A 21,443-nucleotide genomic window follows, 5' to 3' on the forward strand; every position below is an offset into this window, starting at 1 on the left:
CTTATCTCAGCTTCAAACTGGCCAAACCAATCAACACCAGAACCACGGTAATAACCCAAAAGCGCACGATAACCCGCGGCTCGGGCCAGCCTTTCAATTCGAAATGGTGATGCAGCGGCGCCATGCGGAAAATTCGCCGCCCGGTCAGGCGGAACGACGCCACCTGCAAAATTACCGATACGGTTTCCATCACAAACACGCCGCCCATGATGAACAGCACAATTTCCTGGCGCACAATCACCGCCACGATGCCAAGAGCTGCGCCCAGAGCAAGAGCACCGACATCGCCCATAAACACCTGAGCGGGATAGGTGTTGAACCACAAAAACCCCAGACCGGCGCCTACAATGGCGCCGCAAAACACAATCAGTTCGCCGGTGCCAGGCAAGCGCGGAATCAACAGGTAATTGGCAAACTGGACGTGGCCCGACAGGTAAGCAAATATGCCCAGCGCAGCGGCTACCATCACCGTGGGCATAATCGCCAGACCGTCCAGTCCGTCGGTAAGGTTGACCGCGTTACTGGTGCCAACAATCACGAAATAGGTCAGCAGAATAAACAGCACCGGGCCCATAGTGAGCGACACCTGCTTGAAAAACGGCAGATATAGCGAGGTTTCCTGAGGTAGAGACGCCGTCATAAACAACGCGATAGCGGCACCGGCGCCTACCACCGACTGCCAGAAGTACTTCCACCGGGCCGACAGGCCACGGGGGTTGCGCTCGACCACTTTGCGATAATCATCTACCCAGCCGATAGCACCAAATAGCAGAGTAACCAGCAGGGTGATCCACACGTAGCGATTGCTTAAGTCTGCCCACAATAGGGTACTGACAGCGATGGCCACCAGAATAAGAGCGCCACCCATAGTGGGCGTGCCGGCTTTGCTCAGATGGGTTTGTGGGCCGTCGTCGCGCACCGCCTGGCCAATTTGGTATTGCGCCAGCTTGCGAATCATCACCGGGCCCACCAGCAGCGAAATCAGCAGCGCCGTTAACGTGCCCAGAATGCCGCGCAGGGTGAGGTACTGAAACACCGTCAGCGATGTGAAGTACTGTGAGAGTATCTCTGTCAGCCAGAGCAGCATGTGCCATTCACCTTATTTTTTATTCCCTCCGCCACAATCTCCATGGCGGAACTGCGAGAACCTTTTACCAGCACGGTGGCCGGTACCTGTGTGTTTTTTAAAACGGCGTTAATCGCCTGGTCGTGACTGGCGCAGATTTCGACCGTGGCACCAAATCCCCTGCCGTAGCCTTCACAGCCCGGGCCTACCGCCAGCAGCCGCTCAATGCCCAGATCACGAGCGTATTGCGCGACTTCCCGGTGCAGCTGGGCAGCCTGCTCGCCCAGTTCAGCCATGGCGCCCAGTACCGCAATGCGCGGTGACGGGCGTTTTGCCAGCACCGCCAGCGCGGCTTTGATCGACGCCGGATTGGCGTTGTAACTGTCATCAATGAGGGTCCAACCCTGCGCCAGTGGCTGTATGTGCAAGCGACCTTTTACCGCTAACACCTGCTCCAGCCCCGCTTTAATATGTTCATTGGTGGCGCCCAGTTCACGCGCTGCAGCGGCTGCCATAGCCGCGTTACTGAGATTGTGCTCACCTTCAAGACCAAGCCGTAGGTCGCAAAGCCAGCCATCTGGCCCGCTGATCTGCACCTGACCGCCAGCCCCGGCTATGACCTTATAATCAGCGCCGGCATGGCCTGCGCGACTTACGCTTGCCACACGGCGACGGCCGGCACGGACCAGCCACTGATCAAACGCCGGATCGTCCCGATTAAGCACAACCAGGCCATCATCAGCCACGCCGTCAATGATCTCGCCCTTGGCAAGCACGATGTTCTGGTAGCTGCCAAAACCTTCAAGATGGGCCTGGCCCGCGTTAGTCAGAATCGCCACCTGCGGTTTCACCATCGCTACGGTGTATGCAATTTCATTAAGGCCACTGGCGCCCAGTTCGATTGCACCAAATCGGTGCTCAGGCGCCAGACCAAACAGAGTCAGCGGCACACCAATGTGATTGTTCAGATTGCCCTGGGTTATCAAAGCCGGGCCCATTTGCTGCAAAATCGCCCCGGTCATTTCACGCACCGTGGTTTTGCCGCTGCTACCGGTAATGGCAATCAGAGTCGCGTTGCTGGTTGCACGGTGTCTCGTTGCCAGCTCGCCCAGCGCGATCAAAGTGTCGCTGACCAGCAACTGGGGAAGGTCCACAGCGGCATCAATGCAATCCACGACAGCAGCGCTTGCGCCCTGCTCCTGCGCTTTTTGCAAAAACCGGTGGCCGTCAAAATTCTCACCACGCAACGCCACGAACAACTGCCCTGGCAGCAAACTGCGGGTGTCGGTGTTAACAGCGTTAAACGTTAATTTGTCCGGCCCGTCAAAATGACAGTCAGGCTGCAACCATTGAACGGCTTCCGCTAGCGAAAAAGCGCGCATCATGCCACTTCCTCCCGCTGTTTCAGAGCCTGGGTTACCTGCTCGCTGTCACTGAACGGATACTTGCAACCGGCGATATCCTGATAGTCTTCGTGGCCTTTGCCAGCGACCAGTACCAGATCGTCCGGGCCGGCCAGAGCAAGGGCAGCGGCGATGGCTTGGGCACGACTGTGAATCAGTTGAATCTTTTCCGGAGCTATAAATCCAGCCATAATATCGGCTGTGATAGCGGATGGGGTTTCAGTACGCGGGTTGTCGTCAGTGACAATCACCAGATCAGCACCGTTTTCAGCCTGTTGCGCCATTTCCGGCCGCTTGCCACTGTCACGGTCGCCGCCACAGCCGAAAACGCAAATCAGCCGTCCGCTTACGTGGGGGCGCAACGCCGCCAGCGCGTTGTTCAAAGCATCAGGGGTGTGGGCATAGTCCACCACCGCCCGGGCACCGTCGCCGGCGGTAAACACCTGCAAGCGTCCGGCGGGTGGCACTAGCCGGCGAACGCCGTGCTGCACTTGGGTTACATCAACCCCCAACGCCATCACCGTGGCAACCGCAGCCAGTACATTGCTGGCGTTAAAGCGGCCCATCAGCGGCGCCTCGATGGTGAATTCGCCCCACCGGCCATCCAGCACGGCGCGAAAGCCGTTGTCCAAAGCGCAAAATTCTTTTAGCCATAACTCCGCTTGCGGTTCATGCAGGCTGAAGCGAAGGCGGTCACACTTGCCTTCAAGCTGGTGATAAAGCTTGCGACCAAATGGGTCGTCGACATTAATCACCACAAAGCGCAACTCTTCACGGCTGAAAAGCTTGGCCTTAGCTTCACCATAGGCGGCCATGGAACCGTGGTAATCAAGATGATCCCGGGTCAAATTGGTAAACACCGCGGCCGTTAGAGTAAGACGATCGATTCGACCCTGGTCCAAAGCATGGGAAGACACTTCCATCGCCGCAGCACGGCCGCCGCTGGCTAAAATACCTGCCAGTACCCGATTGGCTTGCACCACGTCCGGGGTTGTGTGCGTCGCCGGCTGCAAAGTCTCGGGCATGCCGTAACCTAATGTACCCAGCACGCCACAGGGCGTGCCTGCCGCCTGAAGTAGCTGGGCAATATACTGGGTTACCGAGGTTTTACCGTTGGTACCTGTTACACCGACAAGCTGCAGGCGTTGTGACGGGTATTCAAAAAACCGGTCCGCCAGCTTACCCAGACGGACTTTTAATTCGGGCACTGGCACAATTAATGCGCCGCTACGCTCGCTGCACTCACCAGCCTGTTCAGATTCCAGCAAAATCACCGATGCGCCAGCGCGAATAGCGTCGTCTATATAATGTTCGGGCCCTGTATGAGCGCCCGCCAACGCAACAAACGCATCACCGGTTCGCACTTTGCGGCTGTCAGTTTGCAAGCCATGGATGGTCACATCGAATACCGACGGCACCACAACCACGCCTTGCAACAGTGTATTTAGTGACGTTATCTGCATGGTCAGCCCCTCTCCCCGCTGGCGGATGAAGGTGCTGACGGTCGCGGCGCACTGCTGTGCACTATGTCCAACTCCGGTTTGACATTAAGCAACCGCAAGGCATCGCTCATCACCCGTGCAAACACCGGCGCAGCAACCTCACCGCCGTAATACTCGCTAGACTGAGGCGCATCCACCGCCACGATTGTGACGATTCGCGGATTATCAATGGGCGCCATGCCGGCAAAAATAGCCTTGTATTGGCCATCTTCGTAACCTTGAGCACCTACCAGGTGAACGGTGCCGGTTTTACCTCCGGCAGAATAGAACCCCGGTTGCGCGCGCTTGCCGGTACCGCGAGTGACAACGTCACTTAGCATGCTGCGAATCTTTGCTGTTATCTGCTCTGACACCACACGCTCGCCGGTCGGCGCATGATCCAGCTTCAACAAGCTCAACGGATAGCGCACGCCACCGTTGGCAATGACCATATAAGCTTGGGCCAGCTGCAGCGCATTTACGCTAAGCCCGTAACCGTAAGACAGCGTGGCCTCTGCTGCCGGGCGCCATTTAACGGGCGAGGGCAGAACCCCGATAGCTTCACCCGGAAAACCAATGCCAGTCGGCTGACCCAGGCCGACCCGGGCGTAAAAATCGCGAATCACCTGGCCGCCAATCTCGGTGGCAATCTTGCTCATGCCTACGTTGCTGGACTTCACAACGATATCCGTCAGACTCAAAACGCCGTAGTTACCGCTATCACGAATGGTAAAACGGCCAAAACGGCGAAAACCCGGGGACGTATCAATCTGGCTGCCGATTGTGTATTGACCCGTTTCCAGCGCCGCTGCCATAGCCAGTGGTTTCATCGCAGAACCCGGTTCAAACAGATCGGTAATGGCTTTGTTGCGAAGATTTTCCGCCGCCAACTGGCTGCGGTCATTAGGGTTATAGGAGCCCTGATTCACCATCGCCAGCACTTCGCCACTGTTCGCATCCAGCATCACCAAGGTGCCACCGCGGGCATTGTGAGCGCTAACGACCGCTTTCAATTCGCGGTAAGCCAAATACTGCAGTCGCAAATCGAGGCTTAATGTCAGTTCGCCACCCGGACGGGCATCACGAATTAGTGTCAAATCTTTGATCAGCCGACCACGGTTGTCTTTCAACACCCGCTTACGCCCGGACTCTCCGGACAAAACCCGGTTGAAGGCCAGCTCAATACCTTCCTGACCGTTCTCGTCTATGTTGGTAAAGCCAACAACGTGCGCGGTGACTTCTCCAGCAGGGTAGTAGCGCCGATATTCTTGGCGAGAGTAAACTCCGCCGATACCCAGAGCCATAGCGTTACGCGCCAGTTCAGGCTGGATTTTTCGGCGAAGATAAATAAATTCCCGAGCGGCATAGTCAATCAGTCGCTGACGCAGAGTCGCTTCGTTAAGGTGAAGCAGGCGAGCAAGATTGGCGATGCGCGGATCTTTTGCGTCCATCTCTGTTGGATTCATCCAAAGCGTCTGTACCGGCGTACTAACTGCCAGCGGTTCGCCATAACGATCGGAAATAACGCCGCGATGGGCGTCTATGCTTTCTACGCGAATTGTCCGGACGTCGCCCTGCTGGCGCAAAAATTCGTTGTCGATAACGTGCAAATCCACCAAGCGCACGGAAATAGCACCGATCACCAGTACAAATGCGCCCAATACAAAGCCATAGCGCCAGTTAGCGGCGATGCGCTGACTCCATGTAGCTGTGGCTTGCGGGTCGGACACGTTAGGGATTCCTGCGTAAGATTCTGTTCATTATCAAGCGGCCTAATAACTAACTTCGGCAGCTGCGTGAAAGTCAATAGGATCGTTTTTCTGGGACCAGAAGCGGCACCAACACAATGTCCTGGCGCCCGGGAACAACCATACCGAAACGCGTGGACGCCAAGCTTTCAACACGCCCGTGAGCACTCAGCGCACTTTGCTCTAACAGCAACTGACTCCACTCTCTCTGAAAATCGTCACGCTCTTCATGCAGTTGTGACAGTCCATTGAACAGAACACGATTTTTATGTGCACTCACCACCACACCAATGGCAGAAGCCAGCAACATAATCACTAGCAACAGTGAGACCAAAACGTTGCTTTGCCGTGTTGCAACGAACACCTGACCGGAAATGCGCAGCGCAGACGCTACGCCACTCCTCACCACTTTGGTGTTCAAGCGGCGGGTTTGCACCCGCTCTTCAATAGCCACAGCGCCCATCAGATTTTCTCCTGTGCAATGTCTGCGCGACGTTCCAACACCCGCATTACCGCGCTGCGGGCTCTTACGTTATCGCTCACCTCGTCAGACGCCGCCTTGCTGGGTTTACCAATAAGACGATACGCCGATGACTCTTCGGCTGCGGTGACCGGAATACCCTTTGGCATCTGCGGGCCGCGCGCCAGATCACGCATAAAACGCTTCACTAACCGATCTTCCAACGAGTGAAAACTGATCACTACCAAACGGCCACCGGGGGCCAGTTTTTCGGCAGCGGCCTTCAATCCCAGCTCCAGATCTTCCAGTTCGCGGTTGATAAAAATGCGAATAGCCTGGAATGTCCGGGTTGCCGGGTGTTTGTGTTTTTCCTTTTTTGGCACCGCCTTAGCCGCCAGTTCTGCTAACTCCAGAGTGGTGGTGATCGGCGCTTCCGCTCGACGCTCCACGATCAGCCGGGCAATACGGCGGGAGAATCGTTCTTCACCATATTTGAAAATAACGTCAGCAATCACTTTTTCATCAGCGCTGGCCAGCCACTCTGCGGCACTGGGGGCTTGCTGAGGATTCATTCGCATGTCCAGGGGGCCCTGGCGCATAAAACTAAAACCACGAGAGGCATCGTCCAGCTGTGGCGAAGACACACCTAAATCCATCAATACGCCTTCAACCTGAGGCCAATGCGCCTGTTCCAGCGCCTGACCCAGGTCAGCAAACGAGCCATGAAAAGCATTAAAACGTGAATCTGCCGCCGCCAGAGTACGAGCTTCATCGATGGCCTGCGGGTCTTTATCGATACCCAGTAGCGCGCCATTTTCAGCCAGGCGCTCAAGAATCATGCGGCTGTGGCCGCCACGGCCAAACGTAGCGTCAACGTAGCGGCCGCCGCTATCGGTCAGCAATAAATCTACCGCGGAGTCCAGCAATACCGAGCGATGCGAGAACGAACCCGCAGCGCCATCCGTCGACGTCAGCGTCACAGCGACAAGTCCTTCATGGCGTCAGTCATCTCTTCGGCGTCAGGAGGTGTATCCAGCAAATGGTTCCAGCTTTCCTCGCTCCACAATTCCAGCTTTTTACCCTGGCCTATTAACATCAGTTTTTTCTCCAGCCGGGCGTATTGTCTGAGCGTGGGTGGAATCAGAACCCGGCCTGCCGAATCCAGTTCCATTTGGGCGGCATTACCCAGCACCAGGCGCTGCAGGCGTAATGCTGCTCTGCTCATGTTGGGAAGCGCTTCAATGGCGGGACGCAATTCATCCCACACAGATTGCGGATACAACCGCAGACAACGGTCAGCGTCTGCAACCGTCAATATAAAACGGCCGCCACAGACCTGAATGAGCTCCTCGCGCACTTTGGCAGGGATCGCCAAGCGACCCTTAGCGTCCATATTGATCGCATGACTGCCAAAAAAATTACTCATTAGCCCTGTCTCTGGGGTTTGAAACCACTATAAACCACTAAAAACCACTAAAAACCACTTTTTCCCACTTGTGCACACTATAGGAACACGCACCCTACAATGCAAGCGGCGACTATTAGAGCCAATATTAAAAAGTTTCTTTTAAGACAAGGAGTTACAAACAGAGCTGAAGGGAATTTGCCAGATTAAACTTAAGAAAATAAATAAAATCAAATACCTGCATCGAACATCGCAGACTGTCGTTGAGGTGTAAGATTTTTTGGCTATAAATCGCACAAAGGTGATTAAACAGGGGATTAAAAGAGGGGCGAAAAAATCGAGCTCGCCGGTAAGCCGGGTTCTGTCGTGGACAGTCATTCATCTAGGGCCTGCGTCACCACAGGCCTCAAGCAACCTACCCGAGTCCAGCGCGGGCCACGCCAACGGACTCCTATTTGGTCTTGCTCCAGGTGGGGTTTACCATGCCGTGAACTGTTGCCAGCCACGCGGTGCGCTCTTACCGCACCCTTTCACCCTTACCGGCCATCGGACGAATCCGCTGGCTTAGGCGGTCTACTCTCTGCTGCACTTTCCGTCGGCTCGCGCCGCCCAGGCGTTACCTGGCACCTTGCCCTATGGAGCCCGGACTTTCCTCCCCCGGTAAAACGGCGGCGACTGTCTGGCGAGCTCGGCGCCGACAATAGCGCGGCGCCGCAGCCCATGCAAGCAAAAGCGCAGCGCTCAGCCACCACTTTTAAGATGCAAGGCGCGCTGGTAAAGCTCGTTCTTCTTGCGGCCGGTAATCTCCGCCACCATTTTCGCCGCAGTCTTAACTGGCAATTCGGTCAACAAAATCGTTAATAGGCGATCGGTGTCCAGCGTTGTCTGCTCACTATCGGGCTCTGGTGCTGCGCCGTGAATCATCACCACAAACTCACCGCGACTGCCGTGGGGGTCCTGTTGCAATTCGGCCAGTACCTGCTCGGCTGTTCCGCAGTAAAAGGTTTCAAACGCCTTCGTCAGCTCCCGCCCCAACACCAACTCCCGGCCTGCGCCCATTATCGCAATGACATCAGCAATTGTATCGGTGATGCGATGTGGTGACTCATATAGAACCAGAGTTGACGTTTCGGCCTGCAGCGATTCCAGCACCGAACGACGGCCGGAACCTTTGGCCGGCAAAAAGCCGATAAACTGAAAACGATCGGTGGGCAGGCCACTAGCGCTTAGGGCTGCTACCAGAGCACAAGCACCGGGTATGGGGCTAACCTGAAAGCCTTGGACTCGGGCTTCGCGCACCAAAATAAAACCGGGATCTGAAATCAATGGCGTTCCGGCATCCGAAACCAAAGCCACGCTACGGCCTGCCCCTAGCTCGGCGAGTATCCGACTATGTTGGTCACGCTCGTTGTGATCGTGTAGCGCCATCATTGGTTTGTGCAAGCCCAAGTGCTGCAACAGGCGCCCGCTGTGGCGCGTATCTTCAGCGGCAATCAGGTCTACCGTTGCCAAGGTTTTTACCGCACGTGTCGATAAGTCGTCCAGGTTACCAATGGGCGTTGCGACAATATAAAGCACCCCGGCGCTAGTGGCTTGAGCCTTGTCTGCGTGCTTTGTAACCATCGTGTTAACCGCCTTGCCCGCAAAAGCGAGACTGTGTGTATGAATCCGCGCGCTTACAGAAGCGCGGCATGACACTTACTTCATGTGAATTAATGCCGGAGCTGCTAAACTTTGCGGGTTTTTCTTCCAAGCTTAACCACCCGGAGCACGCTGAGCCAGCTATGACTAACAAGCGCCTTGCCCACCCCGCCATTGCCGGCCTATTGGTCGCTATTCTGCTAACCGCCGGCTGCGCAGGAGTTGATCTGCAGTCCCAGGTCGTTAACACACCAGCGCAAGCTCTGGAACTGGCCAGCCAGGAGCGCAATCAAGATACAGCACAACGCTACCTGCTGCGCATCGCCAGCCGCTTTCAGCAGCAGGGTGATCATCAGGGAGCGCGCAAGCTACTGCAAAGCGGGCAATTGGCGCAACCCCTACCCGAACTGGCCAGCCAGAAACGATTATTGGCCATGAACGGCGCGGTGACGCTGAAAGACCAAACGTGGGCACAGCAGATTACCGCAAACCTTAGCATCAACAGCTTTATGGAGGTAACGCCAGAGCTGCTTAATCGCGCCGGCAGCCTGCAGGCGCAGACGCTCGCGCTGGCGGGCAATCCGCTGGAAGCCGCCAAAACCTTGATCGCGCTGGCCCAGGCTGACAGCAGCGCCAACGCACAACCGCTGCACGATCGCATCTGGCAATTGTTAAAAACCGTCAGCGACACACAACTTAGTAGCGCCGACACTCGCGAAATAGGCTACGAGACCCAGGGCTGGCTGGAACTGGCAACGCAGGTGAGATCACCAGGCACGGGCTTCGACGAGCAAGGCCGGGTTATCCGGCGCTGGCAGTCAAACTGGCCAGGTCATCCTGCTGCCCAGCTACTGCCTTCTGAGCTGCAGCTGATTGCCGGCCTTGCTGCCAGCCGGCCTGAGCAGATTGTTCTGGCACTGCCCCTGAACGGCCCACTGACCACCGCCGGTAAAGCCATACGAGACGGTTTTCTGGCTGCTTACTTCAGCGATACGTCCGTTGACCGCGAAGCCACGCGAATACGGGTTGTCGACAGCAAACAGAAGCCTTTTGGGGAATTGTATCAAGAACTGGCGAAGCAGCCAGTAGACCTGTTGGTAGGCCCGCTGGACAAAGGCGCTCTGGCCGAACTGGGCAAATTGCCCAGTCTGCCTCTGCAAACACTGGCCCTGAACTATTTGCCCCCGGGCGTCAGTGCCCCCGCAGGACTGTACCAGTTTGGCTTGTCCGCTGAAGATGAAGCCCGGCAAATTGCGGATCGGCTGGGCGCCGAGGGCCTTAAACGCATATTGGTGATTATTCCCAGTGGCGAATGGGGCAACCGCGTAGAAGCCGCCTTGATCGAACAGATGGCCAAACATGGCGGGCGCGTTATTGGCATCCAGAGGTTTTTGCGAAAGGACAACCTACGCGCGGTTACTGCCGATCTGCTGGGCATCAACACTTCTCGCGACCGCGCTATTGATGTGGAACGCACCATAGGCCTCAATATTGAGTTCGAAGCGCGGCGTCGCCAGGATGCCCAAGCCATTGTGATGGTGGCCGAGCCTGATACCGCACGCCAACTGAACCCCCTGTTTGCGTTTTACTTCGCCGGCGATCTGCCTGTTTACGCACCCTCTATTGTTTATGCCGGCACCCCTGCGCCTGGCCGCGACCGCGACCTGAACGGGGTGATATTTACCGACATACCCTGGGTGCTGGATGAAAAAAATCCCCTCCGGGATGAAGCCGGCAGCCAGCTTCCGGGCGCCACGCGCGGACAGCTAGGCCGCCTGTTTGCCATGGGCGCAGACGCTTGGCATCTAAGCAAGCGCCTGCCGCTGCTCAGGCAGGTTCCAGAAGCCACTATTGACGGCCAAACCGGTGTACTGGCAATGACGCCCTCCGGCAGCATTCGCCGTTATCAGCGCTGGGCCCGCTTTAGTTCCGGCAACGTCGAACTGCTGCCAGCAATAGCTGCCAGCTTACCCAAGGCGGAAACCAACGCTAACCAGCCCCAAGCCAAGCCGGCGATTACCGGGGGCGCACTCTGATCACCTGACAAAGGACAGACAAAGCCATGGATGGCAAACGCAAAATCGGCGATCACTACGAAGGGGTAGCTGCACGCTACCTAGGCAGTCATGGCGTAAGAATTCTGGCGCGAAATGTTTACAATCGCGGTGGAGAAATCGACCTGATCGGCCAGGATGGCACTACATTGGTGTTTTTTGAGGTTCGTTATCGCCGTGCCGGCAGCTTGGTCGGGGCGGCTGAATCTATCACCTGGCGTAAACAGCAACGTCTGATTCAAGCGGCGCGCTTTTATTTGCACCGCCACCAACTGAGCAATACCGACAGCCGTATTGACGTTATCGCTATTGGTCCGGGTAGCCTAAAAAAATACCGGGTACAATGGCTTAAAAACGCACTACAGGCAGGATGACTTCAACCCATGACCGATTCTGCACAAGAGATCAACCAGCGGTTTGCCAGCCATATGGAACATACCGCTATGGCAGCAAGTATGGCCACCGAAAATATTGAAGCCATGGCTGACGCTTTTGTAAATGTATTATTACAAGATGGAAAAATCGTGACCTGCGCCAACGGCAGCGCCAACGTACTAGCGCAGTATTTTTGCACCGCATTTCTGAACCGCTTCGAGCAAGATCGTCCGGCCCTGCCTGCAATCAATCTAGGCGCCGACGCCACTACCTACTCGGCTATTTGTCGGGACAACCGCTTTAACGACACTTTTTCGCGCCAGATCCGCGCCGTGGGCAAGCCCGGCGACCTGCTATTTCTAATTGTAGACGACGGCCACAAGGCGAATCTTATTCAAGCCATTCAGGCCGCACACGATCGTGACATGAGCGTTGCCGTATTGAGCGCCCGTGATAAATCCGATATTACGTCTTTATTGGATCCGCAAGATCATGAAATCGCATTGAACAATCTCAGCCCGAGCGATGCCATGCCGCTACTGATGCTGCTCATCAACGTTCTGTGTGCCAGAGTTGACAGTAAGCTGTTCGGTGGTTAATAACGGCTAATGTCCCGTCTGGCTAATTCGTAGACCTACTGAGCATCTGAGTGCTCAAGAATTAGCCAGACGGGGCGCTAACGAATTTTAGCCAAAAAAAACCGCTGTATCCTCACTGTCAGAAGACAGGTTGGATACAGCGGTTTATATTTGCCAGAACATCAGCTTTTCTGAGCGGACAACTCTATTTAACAACCTTTAGAGTCGGGCGACCGCTCGGGCGATCTTCCTTCGCCTTGGAACCGCCGGCGTTACTAGTCTCACCTGTGCCATTCGGATCTGGCATACCAGGTTCAGAACCAAACACCATACCTTCGCCATTTTCTTTAGCGTAAATAGCGATCACCGCCTGCAATGGCACAAATACTTGCATAGGCACACCACCAAAACGGGCGTTGAATTCCAAAGCACTATTGCCAATAACCAGAGACTTGACCGCACCAGGGCTGATGTTGAGCACGATCTGGCCATTCGCCACGTGCTCATTTGGAACCTGCACACCCTGGATCCCGGCGTCAACCACGATGTAAGGCGTGCAATCATTGTCCAGAACCCACTCGTTCAACGCCCGCACCAGATATGGGCGACTGGAGCTCATGGTAGTTTTTACATCGGCCACTGCGACTCTCCTGCTGCTGCGACTGGCGTATTAATCACTGCTTAGCTACGAATGTCTTCTTCAAGGTCAGACAAACTGGCCTTGAAACCTTCGCGACTAAAAATACTCTTCATGTACTTATCCAGCGGCTTAGCCTGCTTGTCGTCCAGCTCAATACCCAGAGCTGGTAAACGCCACAGAATCGGCGCAATACAGCAATCCACGATGGTAAATTCTTCCGACAGAAAAAACGGCATCTCGCCGAATACCGGCGCAGTGGCCAGTAGGCTCTCGCGCAATTCCTTACGCGCGACTTCCGAAGCCTTGGCATTGGGCTGGGCCACAATCTGATCGACCTTGACACACCAGTCGCGCTGAATTCGATGAATCATCAGGCGGCTGTTAGCACGGGCGACCGGGTAAACCGGCAGCAACGGCGGATGAGGAAAACGCTCATCCAGATATTCCATCATGATATTGGGCTCGTAGAGCACAAGGTCACGATCCACCAATGTCGGCAACGCGTTGTACGGGTTGAGGTCAGCAAGCTCGGCCGGAGGGTTATCCGGATCCACATCTACGATATCAACGGTAACGCCCTTCTCAGCCAATACAATGCGAACCCTATGGCTATACTGGCTCGCGGGGTCTGAAAAAAACGTCATCGACGACCGCTTGGTCACAACGCCCATAGCACTACCTCATGATTGATCAAAAAAATTGGCCCTGAAAAACGAAAAAAGCCCAGCGAACCGATTACGGCTCGCTGGGGCTCAGGGCTGGGGATTATACCCTATTTCTCAGTGTATATCCTTCCAGTACTCACGGTTGAGCAGATAGGCGAACACAAAGAAAATCGCGACGAAGATCAGCACAAAGACGCCAAGGCGTTCACGCTCCACCTTGACCGGGTCCGCCATATAAGACATGAAGTTGGTCAAATCGTACATGGCACGGTCAAACTCGGCCGCCTCCATACTGCCTTCGATGGCATAGCTGGGACAGATGTCTGCGTTATTGATGTTGCCACTGAGCGGCTCAACCGACGCTTCCACGCCAATATTTGGCTTGACCGCGCACAAACCCTGCAGTTCAACCAGTACATGGGGCATACCCACGGCTGCAAACACGACGTTGTTAACGCCTAGCGGGCGGCTGTCGTCCTTGTAAAAGCCTCGCAGGTAAGAATACACCCAGCTTTCACCACGCAGACGGGTTTCCAGCGTCAGATCCGGAGGCGGCGCACCAAACCAGTCGGCGGCCATATCCTTGTTCATGGAGTTTTTCATCAATTCACCGATATTTGCACCGGTGAAAATCAGATTTTCCTTGTACAGATCAACCGGAATTTCCAGATCTTCCGCCACGCGCTTATAGCGGGCGTACTCCATGGAATGACAGCCCATGCAATAGTTAGTGAACATTGCCACGCCGCGCTGTAATGACGCTTTATCGGTGTGATCGGTTTTGATGTGGTCCAGTGGAATGCCACCACCCGCTGCCAGCCCGAGTGCCGGCAGGATGACCATGAAAAGACCAAGAATCAGCTTTTTCATTATCCTGTCACCCTCTCTGGAACTGGCTTGGTTTTCTCAATGCGCGAATAGAACGGCATAAGAATGAAGAAAAGAAAGTAAAACACGGTCAGAATCTGGGCGGCTATGATACGGCCTTCAGTAGTCGGTACCAGGCCAAGATAACCCAGAACTACGAAACTGATCACGAATACCGCCAACGCCACACGGCTCATCCATCCCTTATAGCGCATGGAACGAACCGGGCTGCGGTCCAGCCAAGGCAGAACAAACAGTATGGCGATTGCACCACCCATTACTACCACGCCCCAGAACTTTGCAGGCAGCCCCAAAAAGTCAACGGTCACCGCACGCAACATCGCGTAGAACGGTGTGAAGTACCAGACCGGCGCAATGTGCGCAGGCGTCTTCAGCGGGTTAGCAGGCTCAAAGTTCGGCGCTTCCAAAAACAGACCGCCCATTTCAGGGAAGAAGAACACCACAATAAAGAATATAAAGAAGAACACAGCCACACCCACTAAGTCGTGCACAGTGTAGTATGGATGGAATGGAATGCCGTCCTTCGGTATACCGTTTTCGTCCTTATTCTTTTTGATTTCGATGCCGTCGGGATTGTTGGAACCCACTTCGTGCAACGCCAGAATATGCAGTACTACCAGACCCAGCAGCACTATTGGCAAAGCCACGACGTGCAGGGCGAAGAAACGGTTCAAGGTAATGCCCGAGATCAAGTAATCACCGCGAATCCACAGCGACAGATCTTCACCAATCACCGGAATGGCACCGAACAGGTTCACGATAACCTGTGCACCCCAGTAGGACATCTGGCCCCAGGGCAGCAGGTAGCCCATAAAGGCTTCGGCCATCAGCACCAAATAAATCAACATGCCGAACAGCCAGATCAGCTCACGGGGCTTCTGGTACGAGCCGTACATAAGGCCGCGGAACATATGCAGGTACACAACAATAAAGAACGCAGAGGCGCCTGTAGAGTGCAGGTAGCGCAGCAACCAACCCCATTGCACATCTCGCATGATGTACGCCACCGAGGCAAACGCGCCTTCGCCGGAAGGGTTATAGCTCATGGTCAACCAAATACCGGTAACCAGTTGGTTAACCAGTACCAACATGGCCAACGAACCGAAGAAGTACCACATATTGAAGTTCTTCGGCGCGTAGTACTTGGCCAGGTGTTTGTTCCAAGCATCAACAACCGGGAGACGTTCATCTACCCACTGCAAAAGTTTTGACATTACGCTGCCTCCGGATCAAGACCAATGGTGATGGTCGTGTCATCATCGTAGCGATAAGGCGGAACTACCAGGTTCAGAGGCGCAGGCTGGGCAAAATAAACGCGTCCTGCCATGTCGTAGCGGGAACCATGACATGGGCAGAATAGCCCACCGAGCCAATCCTCACCCAAATCAGCAGGAGCCACTTCCGGACGGTACGAAGGCACACAGCCTAAGTGAGTGCATATGCCAACCAATACGGCTAGTTCCGGCTTGATTGAACGGTACTTATCAGCAGCGTACTCCGGCTGTTGTGGCTCTGCCGACTGAGGATCTCTTACCTTATCGTCGAGCTTTTCAATATTATCCAACATCTCAGTTGTACGACGGATAAGCCAAACTGGAGTACCCCGCCACTCAACAGTGACCTGCTGACCCGGCTCAACTTTATCAACATTGACGGTTACCGGTGCACCAGCCGCTTCCGCTTTGGCACTGGGATTCCAGGACGCCACGAAGGGCACTGCAGCACCAACAATCCCAACACCGCCGACCGCAGCCGTAGCACCGACTAAAAACCGACGCCGACCATGGCTTACGTCGCCATTTTTCATTATGGTTTTCTCCCATCAGGCGATGATACACGCTGCAAACATTACAGCAATGCGCATCTAAAAGGACTTCACAACCCAAGATTATAAGCGCACAAATAGTAATGAAATTACCACTTCCTTACAAGTCAGAAAGCCGCTAAGGCAGCCTCTTGCCGTGCGCCAGATCAATTTGGACGCGGGTTAGCAGGCGAAAAAAAACCCGACAATAAGCCGGGTTTTTGTGTCTGCTCCAGCAAAAAATTAACGCTTGGAGAACTGAGGACGCTTACGCGCCTTGCGCAGACCCACTTTCTTACGTTCAACTTCACGTGCATCACGGGTTACATAACCCGCTTTGCGCATGGCTGGACGCAATGTTTCGTCGTATTCCATCAAAGCGCGGGTCAAGCCGTGGCGAATTGCGCCGGCTTGACCACTGATACCACCGCCTTTTACCGTGACGTTGATATCAAAACGATCCACAGACTCGGCAACAACCAAAGGCTGACGCACGATCATACGCAAAGTCTCACGACCGAAGAACTCTTCGATGGTGCGACCGTTGATTGAAATACTACCGCTTCCCGGCTTGATAAATACACGAGCCGTTGAGGTTTTGCGGCGACCGGTACCGTAATTTTGTGCTACAGACATATCCGCCTTCCGTTAAATGTCGAGTTCTTTGGGCTGCTGGGCTGCGTGAGGGTGCTCAGCGCCGGCATAGGTTTTCAGCTTCAGGAACATGGCGCGACCAAGCGGACCCTTCGGAAGCATGCCTTTGACAGACTTCTGGATGATTTGCTCAGGGGCCTTTTCGATCAACTTCTCAAAGCTGATGGATTTGATTCCACCCGGAAAGCCGGAATGGCTGTAGTACATCTTGTCAGATGCCTTCTTGCCGGTAACCCGCACCTGGCTGGCGTTGATAACAATAATATAATCGCCAGTGTCTACATGGGGGGTGTACTCAGGCTTATGCTTGCCCGCAGACGAAGGGCGATTTCGGTGAAAGACGACCCAGCGTCTTGCCGGCTGCGTCTACAACGTACCAGTCACGTTTTACAGTTTCTGGTTTCGCACTCAGAGTCTTCATTGATTCCGCCTTGAACGCTATAAAATAATCGTTAAAACCTGCTTTAAGCTGAAAAATAACAGCAGCAAGATTTCTCTACTGTTGGTTGCGCTGACCTGTTCCGGGCTGAAGACAGTATCACGGCTTGAAAGCCAGTGCGCGGAGGATATACTTAGGCGCGCAAAAAAATCCCAACCCGGATATCGTCAGTTTCGGTATTCAACCCAGTTGCGACCCCCAAAGCCTCGGCTTGTAGCGAGGAACATTAGGAGTCGACAGCTATTTTCGAGCAGGCCAGCTGCTAATTCGGGCTCGCTACGCCAACGCAGTAGAGCCCAGTTCTCGCAGTATTATCCGGCAAAAACTGCGGAGAGTTCTGGCCTTGCCGAACACCGGCCGGTGCCATATCAGGTGCGTCTGTCTCTATAACCAACGCAGAGGCCGGGACACGCGTTAACGTATCGCGTGTTTTACCACCCTTGGCGTGAGTAATCACACCACCCACCCCTAACATACAGCCCAGATCTATCAATTTTACCGCTTGCTGATAGCTACCGGAAAAGCCGTGAACCAACGCATTACCCGTCCAATTCGCCGCCTTTAATACCTCGACCACTTCATCATGGGCTTTAACGGAGTGGATCACCAGCGCTCGCTGATACTCGGCGGCAACTCTTACCTGGGCTTCAAACCATGGCATCTGCTCGCTCAGGCTACCCCGTAGCCGATCTAGCCCGCATTCACCAACACCCACACACTGCTCGCTCGCGATGGCCAAGTGGTCTCGCAACCGCTGCAGATCCTCAGGGCCATGTTCGTCAATATACCAAGGGTGGATGCCCAAACAGTAAAAAACACCAGAATGGGCCATAGCTACTTGCTGTACTTTCGGCCAATCGGCGCAGCGAACGCCGGGTATCACTAGCCCGCCAATGCCCTGCCCGCGCAATTCGCCCATCAATTGCTCGCGCCGCCCGTCAAACTGGGGGAAATCGAAATGGCAATGGACGTCAACCAGCATCACGTGGGCCTCTGAACCGAATAGCAACGGGTAAAATCAATGCTCCCGGGTTTTGTGGAACTCCACGTCGGGATAACGCTCTTGAGCCAAGCTCAAATTCACCATGGTAGGCGCAATATACGCTAGCTGATTAGCGCCATCGAGGGCCAGATTGTCGTTATTCTTGCGTTTAAATTCGTCCAGCTTGCGCTCGTCGCTGCAGGTTACCCAGCGCGCCGTGGATACGTTAATAGGCTCGTAAATGGCTTCTACCTTATACTCAGTTTTCAGACGGCTGACCACTACGTCAAACTGCAGCACCCCAACGGCACCGACTATTAAATCGTTATTGCGCAGCGGGCGGAACAGCTGAACAGCGCCCTCTTCTGACAGCTGAATCAGCCCTTTTTGCAGCTGTTTGGCTTTTAGCGGATCTTTCAAGCGGATACGGCGGAACAGTTCAGGCGCAAAGTTGGGGATGCCGGTAAATTTCATGTCAGCACCGGAGGTAAAGGTATCCCCCAGCTGGATAGTACCGTGGTTGTGCAAACCGATAATATCACCCGCAAATGCTTCCTCTGCACGCTCCCGGTCACCGGCCATAAAGGTAAGCGCATCAGAAAAACGTACATCTTTGCCTAGTCGCACGTGGCGCGCTTTCATCCCTGGCGAATACTGGCCAGAGACAATCCGCAAAAAGGCAACGCGGTCGCGGTGCTGTGGATCCATGTTGGCCTGTATTTTAAATACGAAACCAGAAAAATTTTCATCCACCGGCTGCACCAGGCACTGGTCAGCTTGCCGTGGTTGCGGCGCAGGCGCCCATTCCACCAGACCATCCAGCATGTGATCAACGCCGAAATTGCCCAGCGCAGTGCCAAAAAATACCGGCGTTAACTCTCCGGCCAGAAAAGCCTGCTGATCAAATTCGTGAGACGCACCCTTAACCAACTCTACCTCGTCACGCAGCTCTGCGGCATAGCCCCCCAGGGCGGCCTCAAGCGCGGGATTGTCGAGACCCTTTATAATTCGCTCTTCCTGAATCATATGGCCCTGCCCGGTGTGATACAAAATCACTTCATCCCGCAGCAGGTGGTACACCCCTTTGAAGCTCTTTCCCATGCCGATAGGCCAGGTAATAGGCGCACAGGCAATATTCAGAACCCTTTCGACTTCGTCCATCAGATCTACCGGATCACGGGTCTCCCGATCCAGTTTGTTCATGAACGTGATGATGGGTGTATCGCGCAGGCGCGTCACTTCCATCAACTTGATGGTGCGCGCCTCAACACCTTTGGCGCTGTCTATGACCATCAGGCAAGAGTCTACGGCTGTCAGGGTACGATAGGTGTCTTCAGAAAAGTCTTCGTGGCCCGGTGTATCCAGCAGGTTGATCAAACTGCCGTGGTAGGGAAATTGCATCACCGAGGTGGTGACGGAAATGCCCCGCTCCTTTTCCATTTCCATCCAGTCTGATTTGGCATGCTGGCCGGATTTTTTGCCTTTTACGGTGCCTGCCCTTTGAATAGCCTTACCGAACAGCAACACCTTTTCAGTAATAGTGGTTTTACCGGCGTCCGGGTGGGAAATAATCGCGAAAGTGCGACGGTTAGCCACTTCCGTTGAGAGCTGGGAAGGATTCGACATAGTATCAAAACGACCTGAATAAATAGTAACAAGACAACCTGAATAGAAAGTGCTGAAAAGGGCATCATTATAGGGCTTAAGGCGTTTATACGCGAACCCCGGTGCAGTGGCTTAGAGCAAACAGGGGCGCGTCATCACCCGAGCGTTTTCACGGCCATTGGGCGCAGGGTAATAATCCGGGCGCACACCAACCTGTTCAAAACCCTCAGAGCAATACAAGCGGTAGGCAGGCCGGTTGCTGTGGCGAACCTCCAGCAGCAACAGCTGCATACCGTCGTGGCCAGACCGTGCAATCAGATACTGTAACAGCCGCCGCGCGACACCCAGGCCGCGCGCCGCCGGCGCTACGCAAAGATTCAGCAGGTGAGCTTCATCATACTGATAAGTCACCACCGCGTAGCCAGCAAGCTCACCATTACGGCGCGCCGCCCACAGTCGGTAAGTGGACTTGAAGCAATCTTCAAAGATACCTGCGGACCAGGGATTGGAATGGCAGCCGCGCTCTATTTCAAGGATTGCCGGCAGCTCTTCCGGATTCAAGGTGTCTATAACCAGGTCGCCCTGAGCCACCTGCTGATACGCATTAGTCCGGTCGCCCATGATTCAGCTCACCCATTCCCTGATGGCACTCCACAGGTCCCTCTTGTACTGAGACTGCGCTGCAAGTTCGGCAAGACTGAACCGGAAAGCCATCAGCGGCTGCTTTAACGTCGGCAATGCTTCCGCTAGCCAGGACGGCACGGGGCTCCCGGTATAATCAGCGCTTACCCGGTCGTCTGCAGTCACACCCAGCACGATCAGATGTTGGGCGTTCAAACCGGATAAAATCGGTTTCAAAACGCCAACCAGATCCTGTGGCTGGTTGCCAGGCACCAGAAGGTTGTTAAACACCGGCCAGTGTACGGCTACGTTCTCACTCGGTTCCTTTTCGCCGAGGCTGCGCAAAATATTGTGCGCCAGCGCTTGTTGCAACTTGACGCTGGCGTCGTTCGAGAGTGCCGCTACCAGGCTGACATTGCGGCCCTGCCACAACGCCAGGGTAACCTTTAGAGGATCGGCTGTTGGCACAACCGGATCAGGATGGCGCATTGTTGGCGAGAGCGCCGCTGGCACAGGAGCAATTTCCACCGGCGGCGACGCGTCCATAACAGGGGCGGGCGTCGGGTCAGGAGCCCGACGGGTGCTGGCAGGAACATCTTCTACCGGCTCGGGGCGGCGATTGAGCTGGTGAGCCTCGGTCTTTCCCGCCTTCATCAACGACTGCAGATCGGCAATACGGGCGGCTGCCGCGGGATCTGCCCGGCGCAACGGCTTGGCTTTCGGTAAGTGGGCCGAAGAAGGCGCGTGAACGGGCGCAGACGGGTTTCCGGCAGGCATTGGCAACACCGGGGTCGTTAAAGCGCGCTCTAACGGAAACACGAATTCAGGGCTAGGCGCTGCACCCGGCAGCGGCTCGCGAGCATACCAGAGCTGCACGCCAGCCATCGCCAAATAGAATTGCCGTTCCGCCTCGTGGGTGTGCATTAACATCCTG

The 21,443-nt window shown here is 55.0% G+C and carries 21 protein-coding genes, 1 other RNA gene and 1 pseudogene; 3 read left to right on the forward strand and 20 right to left on the reverse strand.

The features are described 5' to 3' along the window. Nucleotide 1 precedes the first annotated feature (1 nt). From mraY to rsmI, 9 genes are all read right to left on the reverse strand, one after another. Nucleotides 2-1,087: a phospho-N-acetylmuramoyl-pentapeptide-transferase gene (mraY, locus tag MELB17_RS04495; RefSeq protein WP_007348955.1), complete on the reverse strand. Its 1,086-nt coding sequence runs from the start codon at nucleotides 1,085-1,087 to the stop codon at nucleotides 2-4. After that, entirely contained in the window at nucleotides 1,072-2,451 is a 1,380-nt protein-coding gene (locus MELB17_RS04500; protein ID WP_007348956.1) for a UDP-N-acetylmuramoyl-tripeptide--D-alanyl-D-alanine ligase, read from the reverse strand. The genes mraY and MELB17_RS04500 overlap by 16 nt, the downstream gene beginning before the upstream one ends. After that, nucleotides 2,448-3,932, reverse strand: coding sequence for a UDP-N-acetylmuramoyl-L-alanyl-D-glutamate--2,6-diaminopimelate ligase (locus MELB17_RS04505; protein ID WP_007348957.1), 1,485 nt, complete (start codon nucleotides 3,930-3,932; stop codon nucleotides 2,448-2,450). Before MELB17_RS04505 ends, MELB17_RS04500 begins: the two co-directional genes overlap by 4 nt. A 2-nt stretch (nucleotides 3,933-3,934) precedes the next feature. Further along, nucleotides 3,935-5,680, reverse strand: a complete 1,746-nt coding sequence (locus MELB17_RS04510; RefSeq protein WP_007348958.1) for a peptidoglycan D,D-transpeptidase FtsI family protein — start codon at nucleotides 5,678-5,680, stop codon at nucleotides 3,935-3,937. Between the two features lie 73 nt (nucleotides 5,681-5,753). Beyond that, the gene (ftsL, locus tag MELB17_RS04515) at nucleotides 5,754-6,161 is read right to left on the reverse strand and encodes a cell division protein FtsL (protein ID WP_007348959.1); all 408 of its coding nucleotides are present in this window, start codon (nucleotides 6,159-6,161) and stop codon (nucleotides 5,754-5,756) included. Beyond that, nucleotides 6,161-7,138, reverse strand: coding sequence for a 16S rRNA (cytosine(1402)-N(4))-methyltransferase RsmH (gene rsmH / locus MELB17_RS04520; protein WP_007348960.1), 978 nt, complete (start codon nucleotides 7,136-7,138; stop codon nucleotides 6,161-6,163). Before rsmH ends, ftsL begins: the two co-directional genes overlap by 1 nt. Next, a complete protein-coding gene (gene mraZ, locus MELB17_RS04525; protein WP_007348961.1) occupies nucleotides 7,135-7,584 on the reverse strand; it encodes a division/cell wall cluster transcriptional repressor MraZ in 450 nt (149 codons plus the stop codon). Before mraZ ends, rsmH begins: the two co-directional genes overlap by 4 nt. A 313-nt stretch (nucleotides 7,585-7,897) precedes the next feature. After that, an RNA gene (rnpB, locus tag MELB17_RS23145) (RNase P RNA component class A) lies at nucleotides 7,898-8,254 on the reverse strand. A 50-nt stretch (nucleotides 8,255-8,304) separates the two neighbouring features. Further along, the gene (gene rsmI / locus MELB17_RS04530) at nucleotides 8,305-9,186 is read right to left on the reverse strand and encodes a 16S rRNA (cytidine(1402)-2'-O)-methyltransferase (protein WP_007348962.1); all 882 of its coding nucleotides are present in this window, start codon (nucleotides 9,184-9,186) and stop codon (nucleotides 8,305-8,307) included. Between the two features lie 68 nt (nucleotides 9,187-9,254). Here rsmI and MELB17_RS04535 point away from each other — a divergent pair, with 68 nt between their 5' ends. From MELB17_RS04535 to MELB17_RS04545, 3 genes are read left to right on the forward strand one after another with little or no spacing between them, the layout of a single operon-like run. Beyond that, on the forward strand, nucleotides 9,255-11,240 hold the full coding sequence (locus MELB17_RS04535) for a penicillin-binding protein activator (protein WP_227498785.1): 1,986 nt from the start codon (nucleotides 9,255-9,257) through the stop codon (nucleotides 11,238-11,240). A 26-nt stretch (nucleotides 11,241-11,266) separates the two neighbouring features. Further along, entirely contained in the window at nucleotides 11,267-11,632 is a 366-nt protein-coding gene (locus MELB17_RS04540) for a YraN family protein (RefSeq protein ID WP_007348964.1), read from the forward strand. A 9-nt stretch (nucleotides 11,633-11,641) separates the two neighbouring features. Then, complete coding sequence (locus tag MELB17_RS04545) at nucleotides 11,642-12,232, forward strand: SIS domain-containing protein (RefSeq protein WP_007348965.1); 591 nt, start codon at nucleotides 11,642-11,644, stop codon at nucleotides 12,230-12,232. Nucleotides 12,233-12,416: 184 nt separating this feature from the next. Here MELB17_RS04545 and MELB17_RS04550 read toward each other — a convergent pair whose 3' ends face one another. From MELB17_RS04550 to MELB17_RS04600, 11 genes and pseudogenes are all read right to left on the reverse strand, one after another. Further along, nucleotides 12,417-12,830 (reverse strand): ClpXP protease specificity-enhancing factor, encoded by a 414-nt coding sequence (locus MELB17_RS04550; RefSeq protein WP_227498797.1) that lies wholly within the window; start codon nucleotides 12,828-12,830, stop codon nucleotides 12,417-12,419. A gap of 62 nt (nucleotides 12,831-12,892) precedes the next feature. After that, complete coding sequence (locus tag MELB17_RS04555) at nucleotides 12,893-13,522, reverse strand: glutathione S-transferase N-terminal domain-containing protein (protein ID WP_007348967.1); 630 nt, start codon at nucleotides 13,520-13,522, stop codon at nucleotides 12,893-12,895. Nucleotides 13,523-13,630: 108 nt separating this feature from the next. Next, nucleotides 13,631-14,386, reverse strand: coding sequence for a cytochrome c1 (locus MELB17_RS04560; protein ID WP_007348968.1), 756 nt, complete (start codon nucleotides 14,384-14,386; stop codon nucleotides 13,631-13,633). Beyond that, nucleotides 14,386-15,618, reverse strand: coding sequence for a cytochrome b (locus tag MELB17_RS04565; RefSeq protein WP_007348969.1), 1,233 nt, complete (start codon nucleotides 15,616-15,618; stop codon nucleotides 14,386-14,388). The genes MELB17_RS04560 and MELB17_RS04565 overlap by 1 nt, the downstream gene beginning before the upstream one ends. Then, nucleotides 15,618-16,211 carry a ubiquinol-cytochrome c reductase iron-sulfur subunit gene (petA, locus tag MELB17_RS04570; protein WP_007348970.1) on the reverse strand — a complete coding sequence of 198 codons (594 nt, stop codon included), beginning with the start codon at nucleotides 16,209-16,211 and terminating at the stop codon, nucleotides 15,618-15,620. Before petA ends, MELB17_RS04565 begins: the two co-directional genes overlap by 1 nt. A gap of 240 nt (nucleotides 16,212-16,451) precedes the next feature. Beyond that, entirely contained in the window at nucleotides 16,452-16,844 is a 393-nt protein-coding gene (gene rpsI / locus MELB17_RS04575; protein WP_007348971.1) for a 30S ribosomal protein S9, read from the reverse strand. A gap of 12 nt (nucleotides 16,845-16,856) precedes the next feature. Beyond that, nucleotides 16,857-17,283, reverse strand: a pseudogene (gene rplM / locus MELB17_RS04580) (50S ribosomal protein L13). Between the two features lie 280 nt (nucleotides 17,284-17,563). After that, nucleotides 17,564-18,283 carry a TatD family hydrolase gene (locus MELB17_RS04585; RefSeq protein ID WP_007348973.1) on the reverse strand — a complete coding sequence of 240 codons (720 nt, stop codon included), beginning with the start codon at nucleotides 18,281-18,283 and terminating at the stop codon, nucleotides 17,564-17,566. Nucleotides 18,284-18,319: 36 nt separating this feature from the next. Further along, the gene (gene prfC, locus MELB17_RS04590) at nucleotides 18,320-19,909 is read right to left on the reverse strand and encodes a peptide chain release factor 3 (RefSeq protein WP_007348974.1); all 1,590 of its coding nucleotides are present in this window, start codon (nucleotides 19,907-19,909) and stop codon (nucleotides 18,320-18,322) included. A 111-nt stretch (nucleotides 19,910-20,020) separates the two neighbouring features. Then, on the reverse strand, nucleotides 20,021-20,509 hold the full coding sequence (gene rimI / locus MELB17_RS04595) for a ribosomal protein S18-alanine N-acetyltransferase (RefSeq protein ID WP_007348975.1): 489 nt from the start codon (nucleotides 20,507-20,509) through the stop codon (nucleotides 20,021-20,023). 3 nt (nucleotides 20,510-20,512) lie between these two features. After that, nucleotides 20,513-21,433, reverse strand: coding sequence for a hypothetical protein (locus MELB17_RS04600; RefSeq protein WP_007348976.1), 921 nt, complete (start codon nucleotides 21,431-21,433; stop codon nucleotides 20,513-20,515). Nucleotides 21,434-21,443: the final 10 nt, after the last annotated feature.

The sequence above is a fragment of the Marinobacter sp. ELB17 genome (assembly GCF_000169375.1).
GTDB lineage: Bacteria > Pseudomonadota > Gammaproteobacteria > Pseudomonadales > Oleiphilaceae > Marinobacter.